Here is a 16,258-nt window from a genome sequence, read left to right as displayed (position 1 = left end):
CGGATTCCGGACCTGGCCGGGAGAACTCCGTCGTGGTGGTCACACCGCACCGCCTTCCGCGACCGAGGCGCCCTTGCGGCCGTTGCCGGCGAGCGCCCTGCCCACCCTGCGCTGTTCCGCGGCGAGGTCGGCCCGGCGCACGATCTCGTACGCCACGACGACCGAGAGCACGATGATGCCCTGCATGATCGTCGCGATCTCCTTGGACACGTTGATCTGCTCCAGCGACACCGCGGAGGTGTCCAGGAACGCCCACAGCAGCGCGCCGAACGCGATGCCGCCGGGGTGGTTGCGGCCGAGCAGCGCGACCGCGATGCCGGTGAAGCCGTACATCTGGGTCGCGGTGATGCCGTAGCTGTAGTCGCGGCCGAGCAGTTCCGGCATGGCGACCAGACCGGCCACCGCGCCCGACAGCAGCATCGCGATGAGCGTCATCTTCTTCGCGCTCACTCCACCGGCTGCCGCGGCCGTCGCGGACTCGCCGCTCGCCTTCAGCTCGAAGCCGAACCGGGTGCGGTTCAGCATGAACCAGTACGCGCCGCCGATCACGATCGCGATGAACACGAACCCGAACAGCGTGCCCGACCCGAGCGGGATGCCCGGGATCCGGCCGGACGGCGCGATCACCCTGGTCCCGATGTTGTTGCCGGTCTGCACGCCGAACTGGTCGGCGTTGATCAGGAACGCGATGATGCCCGCGACGATCGAGTTCAGCATGATCGTCGAGATGACCTCGCTGACGCCGCGGGTCACCTTGAGCACCGCCGGGATCGTCGCGTACAGCGCGCCGGAAACCACGGCCACCAGCAGGATCACGATGGTGTGGATGACCGGCGGCAGCTGCAGCGCCCCGCCGATGATCGCGGCGACCACCGCGGCGAACCGGTACTGGCCCTCGACGCCGATGTTGAACAGGTTCATCTGGAACCCGATCGCCACGGCGAGGCCGGACAGGTAGTACACCGTCGCGAGGTTCACCGTGTCGACCGCGGTGGAGCCCTTGAACAGCTGGCCGATCATCGTCCCGTACGCCTGCAACGGGTCGGCGCCGGAGATGACGAGCGCGATCGCGGACAGGATCACCGCGAACGCGATCGCGAGCAGAGGCGGCAGCAGCCGCGTGCGCCACGAACTCATGAGTCTTCACCTTCTTCGGCGCCGGTCATGGCGGAACCGAGTTCCTGCGGGGTGACGGTGGCCGGGTTCGCCTCGCTCACGAGCCGCCCGCGCAGCATCACGCGAATGGTGTCGGACAGCCCGATCAGCTCGTCGAGGTCCGCGGAAATCAGCAGCACGGCGAGGCCGTCGGCACGCGCCTGGCGGATCTGCTCCCAGATCAGCGCCTGCGCACCGACGTCGACGCCGCGCGTCGGGTGCGAAGCGATCAGCAGCACCGGGTTGCCGGACAGCTCGCGCCCGACGATCAGCTTCTGCTGGTTGCCGCCGGACAGCGCGGCGGCCGGAACGTCGATGCCGGGCGTGCGGACGTCGTACTCGCGCACGATCCGTTCGGTGTCCTCGCGCGCGCCTGCGATGTTGAGCAGTTGCCCGCCGGACACCGGTTCCCGCGTCTGGTAGCCGAGAATCCGGTTGACCCACAACGGTTGCGTGAGCAGCAGGCTGTGCCGCGTGCGGTCTTCGGCGATGTAGCCGATGCCCGCCTCGCGCCGCGCCAGCGTGCCCAGCTTGACCAGGTCGTGCGTCTCGCCGTCGGGCGGCGTCAGCTCGATGTGGCCGCCGCTCGCCTTGCGCATCCCCATGATCGTCTCGACCAGTTCGGTCTGGCCGTTGCCCTCGACGCCCGCGATGCCGAGCACCTCGCCCGCGTGCACGGTGAAGGAGATGTGGTCCAGCACGTTGCGCTCGGAACCTTCGGCGGACAGCCGCAGTTCGCGCACCTGCAGGACCTCGCGGTCGGTCACCGTCGACTCGCGCGTCTCCGGGCTCGGCAGCTCCGAACCGACCATCATCTCGGCCAGCTCGCGGCTGGTGATCTTCTTCGGATCCGCGGTGCCGACCGTGGTGCCGCGCCGGATCACGGTGACCGTGTCGGCGATCGCGCGCACCTCGTCGAGCTTGTGCGAGATGAAGAGGAACGTGTAGCCGTCGGCCTGCATCTCGCGGACGGTCGTGAACAGCGCGTCCACTTCCTGCGGCACGAGCACGGCGGTCGGCTCGTCGAGGATGATGATTTTCGCGCCGCGGTAAAGGACTTTGACGATCTCGACGCGCTGGCGGTCGGCGACGCCGAGTTCCTCCAGCAGCGCGTCGGGCTTCGCGTGCAGCCCGGTCCGCTTCGACAGTTCCGCCAAGCGCGTCCGCGCCGCGCGGCCGATGCCGTGCAGCGCCTCCGCGCCCAGGAACACGTTTTCCGCGACGGTCAGGTTGTCGGCGAGCATGAAGTGCTGGTGCACCATGCCGATCCCGGCGCGGATGGCGTCCTGCGGGTTGCGCAGTCTCACCTCGGCGCCGTTGATGGCGATGCTGCCCTCGTCGGGCTGCTGCATCCCGTACAGGATCTTCATCAGGGTCGACTTGCCCGCGCCGTTCTCGCCGCACAGCGCGTGCACCTCGCCCGCCGCGACGGTGAGGTTGACGTCGGAGTTCGCGACGACGCCGGGGAACCGCTTGGTGATCCCGGTCAGCTGGACGGCCGGCACGCCCCGGTCGGGGACGGCTTCGGCCTCGATCTCGGTCATCGGAGGGGACATCCCGTTCTGTCGGAAACGCGTGAGGGCCCGGAAGGAAGATCCTTCCGAGCCCTGCCGCGTCGTGAGCGTTACTTGGCCGGCTTGTCCGAAACCTTGATGGCGCCGGAGACGATCTGGGCCTTGTACCCGTCCAGCACGTCCTTGATGTCGTCGACCTTGCCGCCGGAGGTCGAGTAGCCGACCCCGTCGGACTTCAGGTCGAAGCGCTTCGGCACCGTGCTCAGGTCGCCCTTCGCGACGGCCTGCAGGTACTCGAAGACCGCGACGTCGACACGCTTGATCATCGAGGTGATGATGATGTCCTTGTCGGCGGCGACCGTCTTCTGGTTGTACTGGTCGGAGTCGACGCCGATGGCCAGCGCGTTGTTCTGCTTCGCCGCGTCGAACACGCCCTTACCGGAGGCGCCGGCGGCGTGGTAAACGACGTCCGCGCCGCGGGAGATCTCGGCGGCGGCCTTCGCGTTGCCCTTCGGCGGGTCCTGGAAACCGGAGAAGTCGCCGGCGGGCGTCAGGTACTCGTCCTCGATCTTGATCTTGCTCGAAACGGCCTTCGCGCCCTGCAGGAAGCCCGCCTCGAACTTCTGGATCAGCGGGGTGTTCACGCCGCCGACGAAGCCGACGTGGCACTTCTTGCTCTTGTACGCGGCGGCGACGCCGGCCAGGAACGAGCCCTGCTCCTCGGCGAAGACCAGCGGCGTGACGTTCGGCAAGTTGATCGAGTCGTCGTCGACGATCGCGAACTTCGTGTTCGGGTACTTCGTGGCGACGGCCTTGACCGACTGCGCGTAGGCGAAACCGACCGCGACGATCGGGTTCAGGCCCTGCTGCGCCATCTGCTCGAGGCGCTGCTGCTTGGCGGCTTCGCTTTCGCTCGCGCTGGCGGTGCTCTCGTTGACGGTCGGGACGCCCAGTTCGGACTTCGCCCGGTCGGTGCCCGCGGCGGCCGCGTCGTTGAAGGAAGCGTCACCGCGACCGCCGACGTCGAAGGCCAGGCCGACCTTGAGCTTGCTGCCGTCGACCTTGCCCGAGGCGGCGCTGCTGCTCGTGGCGGCGGCAGGCGCGGCGGGCGGCTTCGGGGCGGTGATGCAGTTCGAGCCCGCGTTGCCGTCCGAACCGGACGCGTTGTTGTTGCTTCCCCCGGTGTCCTTCGCGCACCCGGCCAGTGCAAGCACCCCAGCCATGGTCGCGGCGGCCAGCGCGGTTCCACGCATGCGACGCAACGTGTGTCTCCCTCCCCGCTGATCCAGCGGACGATCCAGGAACGGCCCGGTCACGGTCGCCGGGCTCAACTGGCAGACCGTACCCAACCGCCGGGTAACCGCCATAGGAACGGCACGCTACGTAACACAAACGTTTACTCGGAGGGTCGATCCGCGACCAATCCGGCGCCGACCGTGATCAAGAGCCCCCGCCCCGTCCGCCGCGATCACGCACCGTGGCCTCGCTTTCGCCCGGGAACCGTCCGGGAAGGACTCCGCGAGGGAATCCCGGTCCCGGAAGGCGTCCTTCGCGGCAGCTCAGACGTGCTCCAGACCACACGTCCGAGTGGTCTGCCGTGGTCACCGGTGTCTGGTCTGTCACAGAGAGGAACCCGGAGGTGAGCCGCGCGTATGGGTCGGGTCTAGCATCCATGCATCCACGCTCGATGGCCCCTGATCTCGGCACCGTCGCCGGAGTTGTCCCCAGTGGACCGACCCCGGCCGCGGGTGCGGACCTCACCGGTCACCCGGGCACGACAGTCATGACGTTGGAGGCCGTTCACCGATGTCCACCACGGCGAGCACTGCCACCGAAAGCGGGGCAGGAGCTAGCGATCGGGCGGGTGCCTCACGCCGGCAGGGAACCTTCTACCGGGGCGACCCCGGCATGTGGTCCTGGGTGCTTCACCGCATCACCGGCGTGCTGACCTTTTTCTTCCTGTTCGTGCACGTGCTCGACACCGCGCTCGTGCGCGTGTCGCCGAACACCTACGACCAGGTCATCGAGACGTACAAGACGCCGATCGTGAACCTGCTCGAGGTCGGCCTTGTCGGCGCGGTGCTGTTCCACGCGCTCAACGGGCTGCGCGTCCTGCTGGTCGACTTCTGGGCCAAGGGCCCGAAGTACCAGAAGACGATGCTCTGGGTCATCGGCGTCGTGTGGGTGGTCGTGATGGTTCCGGGTGCGTTCTTCATGCTGAAGCGCACCGTCGAGACGCTTTTCGGGGGTGCCTGATCCCATGGCCGACGCTCTGATCCTCGACAAGCCGCGCTCGCCGCGGCGGCCGTCCGCCCGGCGCAGCAACTTCGAGCTCTACAGCTGGCTGTTCATGCGCATCTCCGGACTCGCGCTGATCATCCTGGTGCTGGGCCACCTGTTCATCATGAACATCCTCGACGGCGGCGTGCACCGCATCAACTGGGGCTTCGTCGCCGGCCGCTGGGCCTCGCCGTTCTGGCAGTTCTGGGACCTGGCGATGCTGTGGCTCGCCGAGATCCACGGCGGGAACGGGCTGCGCACGATCATCGACGACTACGCGCGCAAGGACTCCACCCGGTTCTGGCTGAAGATCCTGCTCTACGTCTCGATGGTGCTCATCCTGGCCGTCGGCACGATGGTGATCTTCACGTTCGACCCCGAGATGCCTGCCTCCTGAGGCGCACCCACCACTAGCTAGCGGAGTCTTTCCCTATGCAGTTCCACAAGTACGACGTGGTGATCGTCGGCGCGGGCGGCGCCGGCATGCGCGCGGCCATCGAATCCGGTCAGCGCGCCCGCACCGCGGTCCTCACCAAGCTGTACCCGACCCGGTCCCACACCGGCGCGGCCCAGGGCGGCATGTGCGCCGCGCTGGCGAACGTCGAAGAGGACAACTGGGAATGGCACACCTTCGACACCGTCAAGGGCGGTGACTACCTGGTCGACCAGGACGCCGCGGAGATCATGGCGAAAGAGGCCATCGACGCCGTCCTCGACCTGGAGAAGATGGGCCTTCCGTTCAACCGGACGCCCGAGGGCAAGATCGACCAGCGCCGGTTCGGCGGGCACACCCGCGACCACGGCAAGGCCGCGGTGCGCCGCGCCTGCTACGCCGCGGACCGCACCGGGCACATGATTCTCCAGACGCTGTACCAAAACTGCGTCAAGCACGGCACCGAGTTCTTCAACGAGTTCTACGTGCTCGACCTGGTCCTGTCCGAGGGCGAGGACGGCAACCCGATCGCCACCGGCGTGGTCGCCTACGAGCTGGCCACCGGCGAACTGCACGTGTTCCAGGCGAAGTCGATCGTGTTCGCCACCGGCGGCGCGGGCAAGATCTTCAAGACCACCTCGAACGCGCACACCCTCACCGGCGACGGCCTCGGCATCATCTTCCGCAAGGGCCTTCCGCTGGAGGACATGGAGTTCTTCCAGTTCCACCCGACCGGCCTCGCCGGACTCGGCATCCTGATCTCCGAGGCGGTGCGCGGCGAGGGCGGCATCCTCCGCAACGCCGACGGCGAGCGGTTCATGGAGCGCTACGCCCCCACCATCAAGGACCTCGCGCCGCGCGACATCGTCGCCCGGTCGATGGTCCAGGAGGTGCTGCAGGGCCGCGGCTGCGGGCCGAACAAGGACTACGTCGTCCTCGACGTGACCCACCTGCCGGTCGAGGTCCTCGAGACCAAGCTGCCGGACATCACCGAGTTCTCCCGCACCTACCTGGGCGTCGACCCGGTCAAGGAGCCGGTGCCGGTGTTCCCGACGTGCCACTACGTCATGGGCGGCATCCCGACGAACATCCACGGCGAGGCGCTGCGCGACAACGAGCACGTCATCCCGGGCCTGTACGCCGCGGGCGAGGTCGCCTGCGTGTCGGTGCACGGTTCGAACCGCCTCGGCACGAACTCGCTGCTGGACATCAACGTGTTCGGCCGCCGCGCGGGCATCGCCGCCGCGGAGTACGCGCTGGCGCACGACCACGTCGAGCTGCCGGAGAACCCGACCACCCTGGTCGAGGAGCAGCTGGAGCTGCTGCTGTCGGAGCACGGCGACGAGCGCGTCGCCGACATCCGCAAGGAAATGCAGCAGACGATGGACTCGCACGCGTCGGTGTACCGCACCGAGGACACGCTGAAGCAGGCGCTGACCGACATCCAGGCGCTCAAGGAGCGCTACCAGCGGATCACCGTGGCGGACAAGGGCAAGCGGTACAACACCGACCTGCTCGAGGCCGTCGAGCTGGGCTTCCTGCTGGAGCTGGCCGAGGTGCTGGTCGTCGGCGCGATCGCGCGCAAGGAGTCCCGCGGCGGGCACGCCCGCGAGGACTACCCGAACCGCGACGACACGAACTTCATGCGGCACACCATGGCCTACAAGCAGGGCGAGGGGCTGTCGTCCGACATCCGGCTCGACTACAAGCCGGTCACCTTCACCCGCTACGAACCGATGGAGCGGAAGTACTGATGACGACGGCCACCCCTGAAGCGCCTTCCTCCAAGGCGTCCGACGAGCACACGCCGATCCAGGTCACGCTGAAGATCCTGCGGTTCAACCCGGAGGTCGACCAGGAGCCGCACTGGGAGTCCTACGACGTCCCGGCGCAGCCGACCGACCGCGTGCTGAACCTGCTGTTCTACGTCAAGGACTACATCGACGGCACGTTCTCCTTCCGCCGCTCGTGCGCGCACGGCGTGTGCGGTTCGGACGCGATGCAGATCAACGGGATCAACCGGCTGGCCTGCAAGGTGCTGCTGAAGGACCTGCTCGAGAAGAACGGCAAGAAGACCGAGATCACCATCGCCCCGATCAAGGGCCTGACGACGTTGAAGGACCTCTACGTCGACATGGACCCGTTCTTCGAGGCGTACCGGGCGATCAAGCCGTACCTGATCACCTACGGCAACGAGCCGACCCGCGAGCGAATCCAGTCCCAGGCCGACCGCAACCGGTTCGACGACACCACCAAGTGCATCCTGTGCGCCTGCTGCACGTCGTCCTGCCCGGTCTACTGGAACGACGGCTCGTACTTCGGCCCGGCGGCGATCGTCAACGCCCACCGCTTCATCTTCGACTCCCGCGACGAGGGCGCCGAGGAACGGCTGGACATCCTGAACGACGGTGAAGGCGTGTGGCGCTGCCGCACGACGTTCAACTGCACCGACGCCTGCCCGCGCGGCATCCAGGTGACGAAGGCGATCCAGGAAGTAAAACGCGCCCTCCTCTTCAAGCGCGTCTGACTTTCAGCGGTCCGTGAAGGGCTCCTTGAGGGAATTAGATTCCCTCAAGGAGCCCTTCACGGCTTTTGGCGGCTTATCCACAAGTCATTGGGTCATCCCCAGATCAGAGTTCGACAGCCTTCCGACCTCGCCGAGTGCGGCAGCATTCGTGAGATGCAGAGACAAGGCCGCTGGGCGAAGGGACCCGATGCGCTCGCCGAGTACAGCACCCATCAAGTGATCCGCGCGATGACGCTGGAATCACTGGACATGCACAGCAAGGTCATCTATCGAAGGTGCCTGCCCGGAGGGCCCTGGCGACGACTTTTGCCAGGGATCATCCTCCTGCACAACAACGATCCGACGCCTGACCAACTCGTGCACGCCGCTCTGCTTTACGCCGGCAGTACCGCGATCCTCACCGGCGAAGAAGCATGCCGCAGATACGGGCTGCGCCTGGCCGTTCCCGCCACGAGCGAGCAAAGGATCCACGTTCTGATCCCTCACCATCTCAAGAGGAGCAGCTCCGATTTCGTCACTGTCGAACGCACCAAACGCCTGCCCCGGCCGTGGCTGCGGGCGGGTATCCCGCTTGCTCCATTGGTCAGGGCAACGACGGACTTCGTCCGGCGGACTCAGTCCGTCAACGTCATCGGGCACGCCCTGATCGAAGCGGTCCAACGAGGCGGATGCACCCCGCAAGCACTCGCGGAAGAACTGGACCGCGGAACCAAACGCGGTACGGCTCTTCCGCGTCGGCTCCTCGCCGAATGGGCAAATGCCAGGTCGGTCGCCGAAGCTGAAGCCCAGAAGCTGGCAAAGGTTCTCCCGCACCCGCCGACCCACCAGAATGAAGTGCTGTACGACCACGCCGGAAACTACGCGGGCCGCCCGGACTTCTGGTGGGATGACGTAGGACTGGCCTGGGAAATCGATTCTTTGGATTTTCACTTCCGCTCAGCCGACTACGCACGAACGTTGCGCCGGAACACTCGCTACGCCTCGCTGGGAGTCGCAGTCGTCCAAACATTGCCGTCCAGGCTTCGCATTGAACCGAAGACCGTCCTGGACGAGCTGCGCGCCGCCTATGCCGCCGCACTTACTCGCCCTCGCCCGCCAGTCGTCCTCGGCGAACCGCCGTGACGCGCGCAGAGCCTTGAATGTCCGTGAAGGGCTCCTTGAGGGAATCTAATTCCCTCAAGGAGCCCTTCACGGACCTAGAACGTGCATCAGTGAACCGCGTCCAGCGCGTTCACCAAACCGCGCCCGTAGTACGAGTTGTTCTGCTTCGGACCCTCACACGCCGACACATCACAAGCCACCGGATCCGCCTCCGCCGTAAGCAAAGCCGCCAACGCCCGAGGCGGCGCGTTCCGGTGCGTAGAAGCCAAAAGCGCCGCAACCCCAGCCGCATGCGGCGAAGCCATCGACGTACCGCACTTGGTCCCGTAAGCGCCGTTGAAAATCGTCGACAGCGGGCACCCCGCGCCCTGCCCCGAAGGCGGAGCCTGTCCCGAATCGCCGCCCGGCGCAGTCACCGTCACTGAGCCGTAGTTGGAGTAGTAAGCCTTCGTCCCCGCGTAACCAACCGCGGACACGGTCACCACACCGTCGATCGCCTTGGGCAGGATGCCGCACGAAGAATCAATCTTGTGCGGACGGTTCGGGTCAACAGTCTGCTTCGTGACATCGAAGCCCGAGTTACCCGCCGCAGCGACATTGAGAGTTCCGCGCTGCGTCGAGTAGGTCACGGCACGCCGTACGGCCTCGTACGCGGCAGCGTCGCCTGCTTCGTTGCGGCAGTAGAACATCCCGGGGTCGATGTAGTAGCTGTTGTTCGTCACCTGGAAACCGTGCTGTGCGGCCCAGACAAAGCCGCAGACCGCTGCCTCCGGGAAGATGTAGCCGTCGTCGTTCACGACCTTCACGGACGCCAGCCGCACGCCCGGCGCGATGCCGGTGAAGCCGCGCGACGCGTCCTTGCCCGCGATGGTGCCTGCGACGTGCGTGCCGTGGTCGGAGTTCGTCGGGGTCCACGCGGAAGCGTCCGGCGCGCCGGTGACACAGCCGGTCGAGGACTTCGCGTCCACCGCGTTCGCGAGCGCCGGGTGTTTGGCGTCGATGCCGGAATCCAGCACGCCGACGGTGACCGACCGCGAACCGGGGTTGATCTTGTTCGCTTCGGGAGCGTGGATGGCCCGCATGTCCCACTGCTGAGTCGACAAATCGCTACCGGCGGCGACGCTCTCCGTCTGCTCCAGCATCCCGACCGCCGAACGCAGTCCGGCGCGGGCGGCGGCCTTCGCGGCGACGTCCTTGCCACCCGAATACGCCCGCTTCACCCCGATCCGGTCGGCGAAGTCCGCGTTGCGCGAGCTGGCGACCGCGACGCCGATTTCCGGGTAGTACGCGATCCGTTTGCCGCATTTGGCGGTCAGCTCCGCGTCGACCGAACGCTGCTTCTCGCCCGGTTGGTACAGCACGACGTAGCTGTACTGGGTGCTGGTGGTGTCACACGACGGCGCGGGCGCGGCGGACGCTGGCACAGCCACCGCACCGGCGGCGACGCCGGCTACCGCGACCGGGACGAGCAATCGACGTAAACGGGACATTTAGCCTCCATGGTCGGTCGCCCGAAACTAAGCCAGCCCGGACGCGCCCCGCCACCGACCAAAGGACGCTTCGCCGGATCAGGTGTTGGCGCGATCCCGGGACGTCGCCCGGATGCCGCGCCAGCCGAGCACCCCGATCGCGGTGCCGAGCACGAACGAAACCACGGTCAGCACCGCGTGCACGATGAAGTACCCGGTGGGCGAACCGTCGGGCGCCCACGACTGGTTGCTGGCCCACAGATTCTTGGCGAACGTGATCCAAATGATCCAGGACCAGATGCCGAAAGCGAACAAGGCCATCGCTGTACCTCGTGAAATGCGCATGTCTCGAGTATGCCGCCGGACCATCGGCGCTAGATTGCGTGGGTGCACCCCGCTTTCGCCCGGTCGCTGCGAGCATTCGCCGCGACACTCGCCGCAGCCCTCGTAGCCGTCGCCGCGCCCGTCGCCCTCGCCGCACCGGCGCTGGCGGAGCAATGCACCGAGCACGCCGCGCCGCCGGCGCCGGTAGACACCTCGGAGAAGCCGAAGCCGGGACAGCCCGTCCCGCCGCCGCTTCCGGTGCCCGCCCAGCCGGTCGGCGGCGACCTCCTTGGCGGCTGCGGCCCGGTCCTCCCGCCTGGCGCGCCCGCGCTGCCTCCTGGCGACACCTCGGCGTCGTGGGTCCTCCAGGACCTCGACACCGGCGCGGTCGTCGCGGCGAAGGACCCGCACGCGCGGGAGCGGCCGGCGTCGCTGATCAAGACGCTGCTGGCGCTGGTGGTGGTCACCGAGCTGAAGCCGGACCAGGTCATCGTCCCGACGAAGGAGGACGCCGAGCAGGAGTGCACCTGCGTCGGCATCACCGCGGGCGGGCACTACACGGTCGACCAGCTGCTGCACGGCCTGCTGATGCACTCGGGCAACGACGTGGCGCACGCCTTCGCGACGGCGCTGGGCGGCGTGGACGCGGCGGTCGCCAAGATGAACGCGCTCGCCGCCCGCATCGGGGCGACGGACACTCGCGCGGCGACCCCGTCCGGCCTCGACGGACCGGGCATGTCGACCTCGGCGTACGACCTGAGCCTGGTCTTCCACTACGCGATGAAGCAGCCGGAGTTCGCCAAGGCGGTCGCGACGAAGGCGTACACGATCCCGGCGATCGACGGGAAGCCGCCGATCCCGGTGTTCAACGACAACAAGCTGCTCGGCGTGTACCCCGGTTTCCTCGGCGGGAAAACGGGCTTCACGGACGACGCGCGGCACACGTACGTCGGCGGCGCGGAACGCGACGGCCACCGCCTCGCGATCGTGATGATGCGGGCCGAACAGCGTCCGACGAAGGTGGTCGACCAGGCGGCGAAACTGCTCGACTACGGCTTCGCGCTGGAGAAGAACGGCGCACAGCCGGTCGGCCAGATCGCCTACCGGCCGCTGAGCACCGACTCGGCCGCCCCGATGTCGGACAAGGAAGTCACCCCCGCGGGCGCGACGACCGCGGCGGCGGAGAAACCGGACCCGTTCGGAACGACCGGCTGGGTGCTGACGGTGGTGGTGCTCCTGATCATCATCGCCGGGTTCGTCATCAGCTACCAGCGGAAGCGCAACGCCCGCGCATAGCGAGCCGATGAAAAAAGGGCCTCCTTGATTCGCTCAAGGAGGCCCTTTTTTCGGATCAGCCCTTCCGCCTGCCTAGCCACGCCAGCAGCGCACCGGCACTGAACGCACCGGCCACGGAACCGAGCCCCAGCCCGTGCTGCACCGTCACCCGGGGCTCCAGCAGCACCGGAGCGGGCGGCTGCACCACGCGTCGCTGGTTCTCCCGCGCGGTCGCCGTCCAGGCCGTCACCAGCAGCAGGAACCGCGACACCAGGTTCGCGAACACCAGCAACCCGATCACCGGCCCGAACAACGCGAACGACGGCGACTTCGTGACGCTAGCCAGGTACACAGTCGCGACCTGCTGCAGAATCACGAACCCGACAGAGGCGAAGATCGCGCCCTTGACCGCGCTCCGCAGCGCGACGTGCTCCCGGGGCAGCCGGGCGATCACCCACAGGAAAACCAGCGCGTTGGCGATCAGGCTGAGCACGATCGTCGCGGCTTGGAGCAGGAACTTCGCCCACCCCTGGCCTTCCAGCCCGACCAGTTCCAGCAGCAGTTCGCCGAAGCCACTGCCCGCCGCGGTGATCGCGAACGACACGACCAGCGCCAGCCCGAGCCCGATCAGCGACAGCAGGTCCTTGATCGTCTTGGTGACGAACGGTTCCGTCTTCTTCTCCTGCCCCCACTGCGCGGTGAGGGCGTCGCGGAGGTTGGCCATCCAGCCGACGCCGGAGTAGAGCGCCAGCAGCAACCCGAAGATCCCGATCCCGCTGCCGGAACTCAGCGCGGTGTCGGTGATCTGTTTGACCAGGCCGCGCAGGCCTTCGGGGACCGAACTGTCGATCCCGTGCGTGATCTGGTCGATCACCGCGGTGTTGTGCCCGAGCACCATGCCGACGACCGCGAACGCCACCATGAAGATCGGGAACACCGACAGCACGCTGAAGTAGGTGATCGCCGCCGCGTAATGGTTGCCGTAGTTTTCGTTGAAGGAATCGTTGGCGCGGATCAGGTGATCCAGCCACGGGTACTTCCGCCGCAGCCGGGGCAGCAGCTTTTCCTTGTCACCGGTCTCTTTCGCCACCGGAAAACGCTAACCACGGCAACCGGGCCCCGCAACGCGAGCGTGCCCGCGCGGTTACTGCTCGTGGAAGGCGGAGATCATCTTCTGGGCGGCGGGAACCAGCAGCCGGGTCGCGTCCGCGCCGCTGATGCCGTTCGGGGCGGCGTTGTGGTCGGCGAGGTAGAGCTTGAACACGAAGCGGCCCTTGCGGAACAGCACCTCGCCGTTGGTCTGGCCCTTGCTGCGCACCTGCCCCTCGTCCCCGACCTGGGCGGGCGTGGACTGGCCGTCCTTCGGCGCGGACCCGAGGTAGCTCTTCGCCGCGTCTTCGCTGAGGAAACTGATCGCGGTCAGGTGCAGCGCGCGCCGGTCGATACCGTTGTCCTGGCCGGTGCCGCGTTCGCAGTCGATCTGCACGTAGTTGTGCTGGGTGCTGTTGGTCATGAACATGTCGCCGACCGCGGTGGCGGGGGTTTCGGCGACCATCGGCGAAGCCTCGGTGCCGATTGCCGGGGTCACGGCGTCGGGCGTGAGCATCGGGCAGGGCTGCGCGACCGATTTCGGGAACGCCGAGCTGTCGTAACCGATGACGTTCGCCCCGGCCGGCGCGCTCACCTGCTTGGCGAAGTTCTCGGCGAGCTTCTTGCCGAGGTCCTGCAGCTTGCCCGCGTTCTTGTCCGCCTTCAGCTGGAAGTCGAAGTCGACCAGGGTGTCCCCCAGGACGAGCACGGCGTCGCCGGCAGCGTCCGACGGGCTGTCCGTCGTGCGGCGCTTCGAGAAGATCTTCACCGGGCCGACGGTCAGGCTGGGGTCCGCGTCGTCGAGGTAGGGCTTGGTGTTCACGGTCGGCACGTACGCCGGCTGGGATACCGCGACCGCCAGCTCCTCGTACGTCTGATTGCCCTGGTCGTCCTGCAGGCTGTACACACAGTGGTTCACGCCCGAGGTCAGCGCCTTGGCGTAGGTGTTTTCAGACGACCGCAGCGGTCCCGAACCGTCGCCGACCAGGTAGCGGCGCTCGAAGACGGCCCCGTTCGGGTCCGGCCGCGATTCGACCTTGATCCCGAGCGCGACGAGGTCGGCAATCGTCAGCAGGTTGCACGCCTGGATCACCGGCTTGCCGCCGATCTGCACCGCTTGCGGGTTCGCCTTTTCCTTGATCGGAGCGGGGTCCGGGTACTGCGAGTTCGCATAACCCGGCCGCTGCACGGTCTGGCCGTCGGCGTTCGGGTCCTTCGCGTTCTCGCGGTCCGATCCGGAGAATCCGCTGCATGACGTGACCAGCATCAACGTCGCGACACCGATCGGCCACAGCCCGGTTTTCCACTTCACTGTATTTATCCCCCCACAGGATATTTTTTTGTGTACTCCCCGCTCAGCTCGCGGGCAGGAACCCGATCCGCTCGTAGACCGACGCCAGCGTGGCCGACGCGACCTCGCGGGCCCGGTGCGCGCCCGCGGCGAGGATCCGGTCCAGCTCGGCGACATCGTCCAAATAGGACTGAACGCTCTCCTGCAGCGGCGTGACCCAGTCGACCAGCACCTCGGCGAGGTCCTTCTTGAGATCGCCGTAACCCTTGCCCTCGTAGGCGGTTTCGAGGTCGGCGACGGTCCGGTCGGTCAGCGCGGAGTAGATCGTGAGCAGGTTGGAGACGCCTGCCTTCTCCTCGCGGTCGAAGCGAACCTCGCGACCGGTGTCGGTGACCGCGGAACGGATCTTCTTCGCCGAGCGCTTCGGGTCCTCGAGCAGCTCGATCAGCCCGTTGCCGGTCGCCGCCGACTTGCTCATCTTCGAGGTCGGTTCCTGCAGGTCGTAGATCTTCGCGGTGTCCTTGACGATGAACGGCTCCGGCATGACGAACGTCTTGCCGAACCGGCTGTTGAACCGCTGCGCGAGGTTGCGGGTCAGCTCAAGATGCTGCCGCTGGTCCTCGCCGACCGGCACCGCGTTCGTCTGGTAGAGCAGGATGTCCGCGGCCATCAGCACCGGGTAGGTGAACAGGCCGACGCTCGCGTGGTCGCTGCCCTGCTTGGCGGCCTTGTCCTTGAACTGGGTCATCCGCCCGGCCTCGCCGAAGCCGGTCTGGCATTCGAGCACCCAGCTCAGCTGAGCGTGCTCGGGCACGTGGCTCTGCACGAACAACGCGCTGCGCTCCGGGTCGACCCCGATGGCGAGCAACTGCGCGGCCGAACGCCGCGTCCGCTCGAGCAGCACCTTGGGATCCTGCTCGACGGTGATCGCGTGCAGATCGACGACGCAGTAGAAGGTCTCGTGGGTGTCCTGCAGCCGCACCCACTGGCGCAGGGCGCCCAGGTAGTTGCCGAGGTGGAAGGAGTCGGCTGTCGGCTGGATCCCGGAAAGCACCCGCAGGCGCCCGTTCTGTTCGTCGGACACGCCCGGGATTCTTTCAGGCTGCGAAGAAGCCCCTGCCGCGGGCCCGGCGGTTCGCGGGACGGACGGGCAGACGGGACGTTTCGCCGCCCTCCGCGCGGGTATCCGCTTCCGGGAGGGCGTTGCCGGAGCGATTTAAGGGGTGGATGTGCAGCTCAGGTCGCCGATACCGCGGTGTGGGGAGAGCGGCGAAGACGACCGGGGCCGCAAGTGACTCAACCGGCGGCGTGGAAAGCATGGCGAAGTTCGCCGCTCGGCCGGGAAAGATCCTGCTGCCGGAGAACCGGCCAGCTGACTAGGACTGCCGCAGGTTGAGCGCGGCGGGAGCCGGTTCCAGCGGCCGGGTCTCCTCGTCCAGAGCCCCCGCGGCAGCGACCGCATCGAGTGCCTTCGCGCGGGCCTTGCGGCGCTGCCGGACGACGCCCAGCGCCATCCCGATGACACCGAAACCCACCGCGACCAGGCCGACCGGCCCGAGCATCCCGAACCCGGCCGACGTCGTCTCCGCCCGGACGACACTGTCGTCCGCGAACGCCGTCGCACCCGTCCCGACAGCCGCGATCAGCACCGTCGCCAGCACTGCCAGGACTCGCCCGCCCGCGACGACCAGGGAACGGCTGCCACGGACAGCCCGGCGAACCGGAGTCCGCTCGGCCGACCCCGTCCCGGACACCCCCGATGGGGTGACGGACGAGCGAAGCGCTGGACGGCCAAGAGCC

15 protein-coding genes are annotated in these 16,258 nt (G+C 67.5%); 6 read left to right on the top strand and 9 right to left on the bottom strand.

The window, feature by feature from the left end; translation table 11 throughout:
• Positions 1 to 39: 39 nt before the first annotated feature.
• The 3 genes from WA670_RS35025 to WA670_RS35015 all read right to left on the bottom strand — a co-directional run bounded on the left by WA670_RS35025 (position 40) and on the right by WA670_RS35015 (position 3,922).
• A complete protein-coding gene (locus tag WA670_RS35025) occupies positions 40 to 1,137 on the bottom strand; it encodes an ABC transporter permease (protein WP_037816144.1) in 1,098 nt (365 codons plus the stop codon).
• On the bottom strand, positions 1,134 to 2,699 hold the full coding sequence (locus tag WA670_RS35020; protein WP_037816145.1) for an ABC transporter ATP-binding protein: 1,566 nt from the start codon (positions 2,697 to 2,699) through the stop codon (positions 1,134 to 1,136). The genes WA670_RS35025 and WA670_RS35020 overlap by 4 nt, the downstream gene beginning before the upstream one ends.
• Before the next feature lie 80 nt (positions 2,700 to 2,779).
• A complete protein-coding gene (locus tag WA670_RS35015) occupies positions 2,780 to 3,922 on the bottom strand; it encodes a BMP family lipoprotein (RefSeq protein WP_037816147.1) in 1,143 nt (380 codons plus the stop codon).
• A 553-nt stretch (positions 3,923 to 4,475) separates the two neighbouring features.
• Between WA670_RS35015 and sdhC the strand changes: the two genes are divergently transcribed.
• The 5 genes from sdhC to WA670_RS34990 all read left to right on the top strand — a co-directional run bounded on the left by sdhC (position 4,476) and on the right by WA670_RS34990 (position 9,031).
• Complete coding sequence (gene sdhC / locus WA670_RS35010) at positions 4,476 to 4,925, top strand: succinate dehydrogenase, cytochrome b556 subunit (RefSeq protein ID WP_078870582.1); 450 nt, start codon at positions 4,476 to 4,478, stop codon at positions 4,923 to 4,925.
• 4 nt (positions 4,926 to 4,929) lie between these two features.
• Positions 4,930 to 5,346 carry a succinate dehydrogenase hydrophobic membrane anchor subunit gene (locus WA670_RS35005; protein ID WP_037816149.1) on the top strand — a complete coding sequence of 139 codons (417 nt, stop codon included), beginning with the start codon at positions 4,930 to 4,932 and terminating at the stop codon, positions 5,344 to 5,346.
• Positions 5,347 to 5,381: 35 nt separating this feature from the next.
• Positions 5,382 to 7,136, top strand: coding sequence for a succinate dehydrogenase flavoprotein subunit (gene sdhA / locus WA670_RS35000; RefSeq protein ID WP_037816150.1), 1,755 nt, complete (start codon positions 5,382 to 5,384; stop codon positions 7,134 to 7,136).
• Positions 7,136 to 7,909 (top strand): succinate dehydrogenase iron-sulfur subunit, encoded by a 774-nt coding sequence (locus tag WA670_RS34995; protein WP_037816151.1) that lies wholly within the window; start codon positions 7,136 to 7,138, stop codon positions 7,907 to 7,909. Before sdhA ends, WA670_RS34995 begins: the two co-directional genes overlap by 1 nt.
• A 153-nt stretch (positions 7,910 to 8,062) precedes the next feature.
• Positions 8,063 to 9,031 carry a hypothetical protein gene (locus tag WA670_RS34990; protein ID WP_336160505.1) on the top strand — a complete coding sequence of 323 codons (969 nt, stop codon included), beginning with the start codon at positions 8,063 to 8,065 and terminating at the stop codon, positions 9,029 to 9,031.
• A gap of 86 nt (positions 9,032 to 9,117) precedes the next feature.
• Here the strand turns inward: WA670_RS34990 and WA670_RS34985 are convergent, their stop codons facing one another.
• Positions 9,118 to 10,500: a S8 family peptidase gene (locus WA670_RS34985; protein WP_336160504.1), complete on the bottom strand. Its 1,383-nt coding sequence runs from the start codon at positions 10,498 to 10,500 to the stop codon at positions 9,118 to 9,120.
• 78 nt (positions 10,501 to 10,578) lie between these two features.
• Positions 10,579 to 10,824: an SCO4848 family membrane protein gene (locus WA670_RS34980; protein ID WP_037816154.1), complete on the bottom strand. Its 246-nt coding sequence runs from the start codon at positions 10,822 to 10,824 to the stop codon at positions 10,579 to 10,581.
• 42 nt (positions 10,825 to 10,866) lie between these two features.
• On the opposite strand from WA670_RS34980, the gene WA670_RS34975 reads away from it, so the two are divergent.
• Entirely contained in the window at positions 10,867 to 12,099 is a 1,233-nt protein-coding gene (locus tag WA670_RS34975; protein WP_134731414.1) for a D-alanyl-D-alanine carboxypeptidase family protein, read from the top strand.
• Between the two features lie 55 nt (positions 12,100 to 12,154).
• Here WA670_RS34975 and yhjD read toward each other — a convergent pair whose 3' ends face one another.
• From yhjD to WA670_RS34955, 4 genes are all read right to left on the bottom strand, one after another.
• A complete protein-coding gene (yhjD, locus tag WA670_RS34970; protein ID WP_134667577.1) occupies positions 12,155 to 13,168 on the bottom strand; it encodes an inner membrane protein YhjD in 1,014 nt (337 codons plus the stop codon).
• A gap of 54 nt (positions 13,169 to 13,222) precedes the next feature.
• Complete coding sequence (locus WA670_RS34965) at positions 13,223 to 14,479, bottom strand: hypothetical protein (RefSeq protein WP_336160501.1); 1,257 nt, start codon at positions 14,477 to 14,479, stop codon at positions 13,223 to 13,225.
• Positions 14,480 to 14,522: 43 nt separating this feature from the next.
• Positions 14,523 to 15,542: a tryptophan--tRNA ligase gene (gene trpS / locus WA670_RS34960; RefSeq protein ID WP_037816158.1), complete on the bottom strand. Its 1,020-nt coding sequence runs from the start codon at positions 15,540 to 15,542 to the stop codon at positions 14,523 to 14,525.
• Between the two features lie 292 nt (positions 15,543 to 15,834).
• The gene (locus tag WA670_RS34955) at positions 15,835 to 16,212 is read right to left on the bottom strand and encodes a hypothetical protein (RefSeq protein WP_336160498.1); all 378 of its coding nucleotides are present in this window, start codon (positions 16,210 to 16,212) and stop codon (positions 15,835 to 15,837) included.
• Positions 16,213 to 16,258: the final 46 nt, after the last annotated feature.

Origin of the sequence: Amycolatopsis sp. VC5-11, from assembly GCF_037034185.1 — a bacterium.
In the GTDB taxonomy this organism is placed as follows: Bacteria; Actinomycetota; Actinomycetes; order Mycobacteriales; family Pseudonocardiaceae; genus Amycolatopsis; species Amycolatopsis nivea.
The sequence above is the reverse complement of the archived record's forward strand: the minus strand, read 5'-3'. Positions and strand labels throughout refer to the sequence as shown.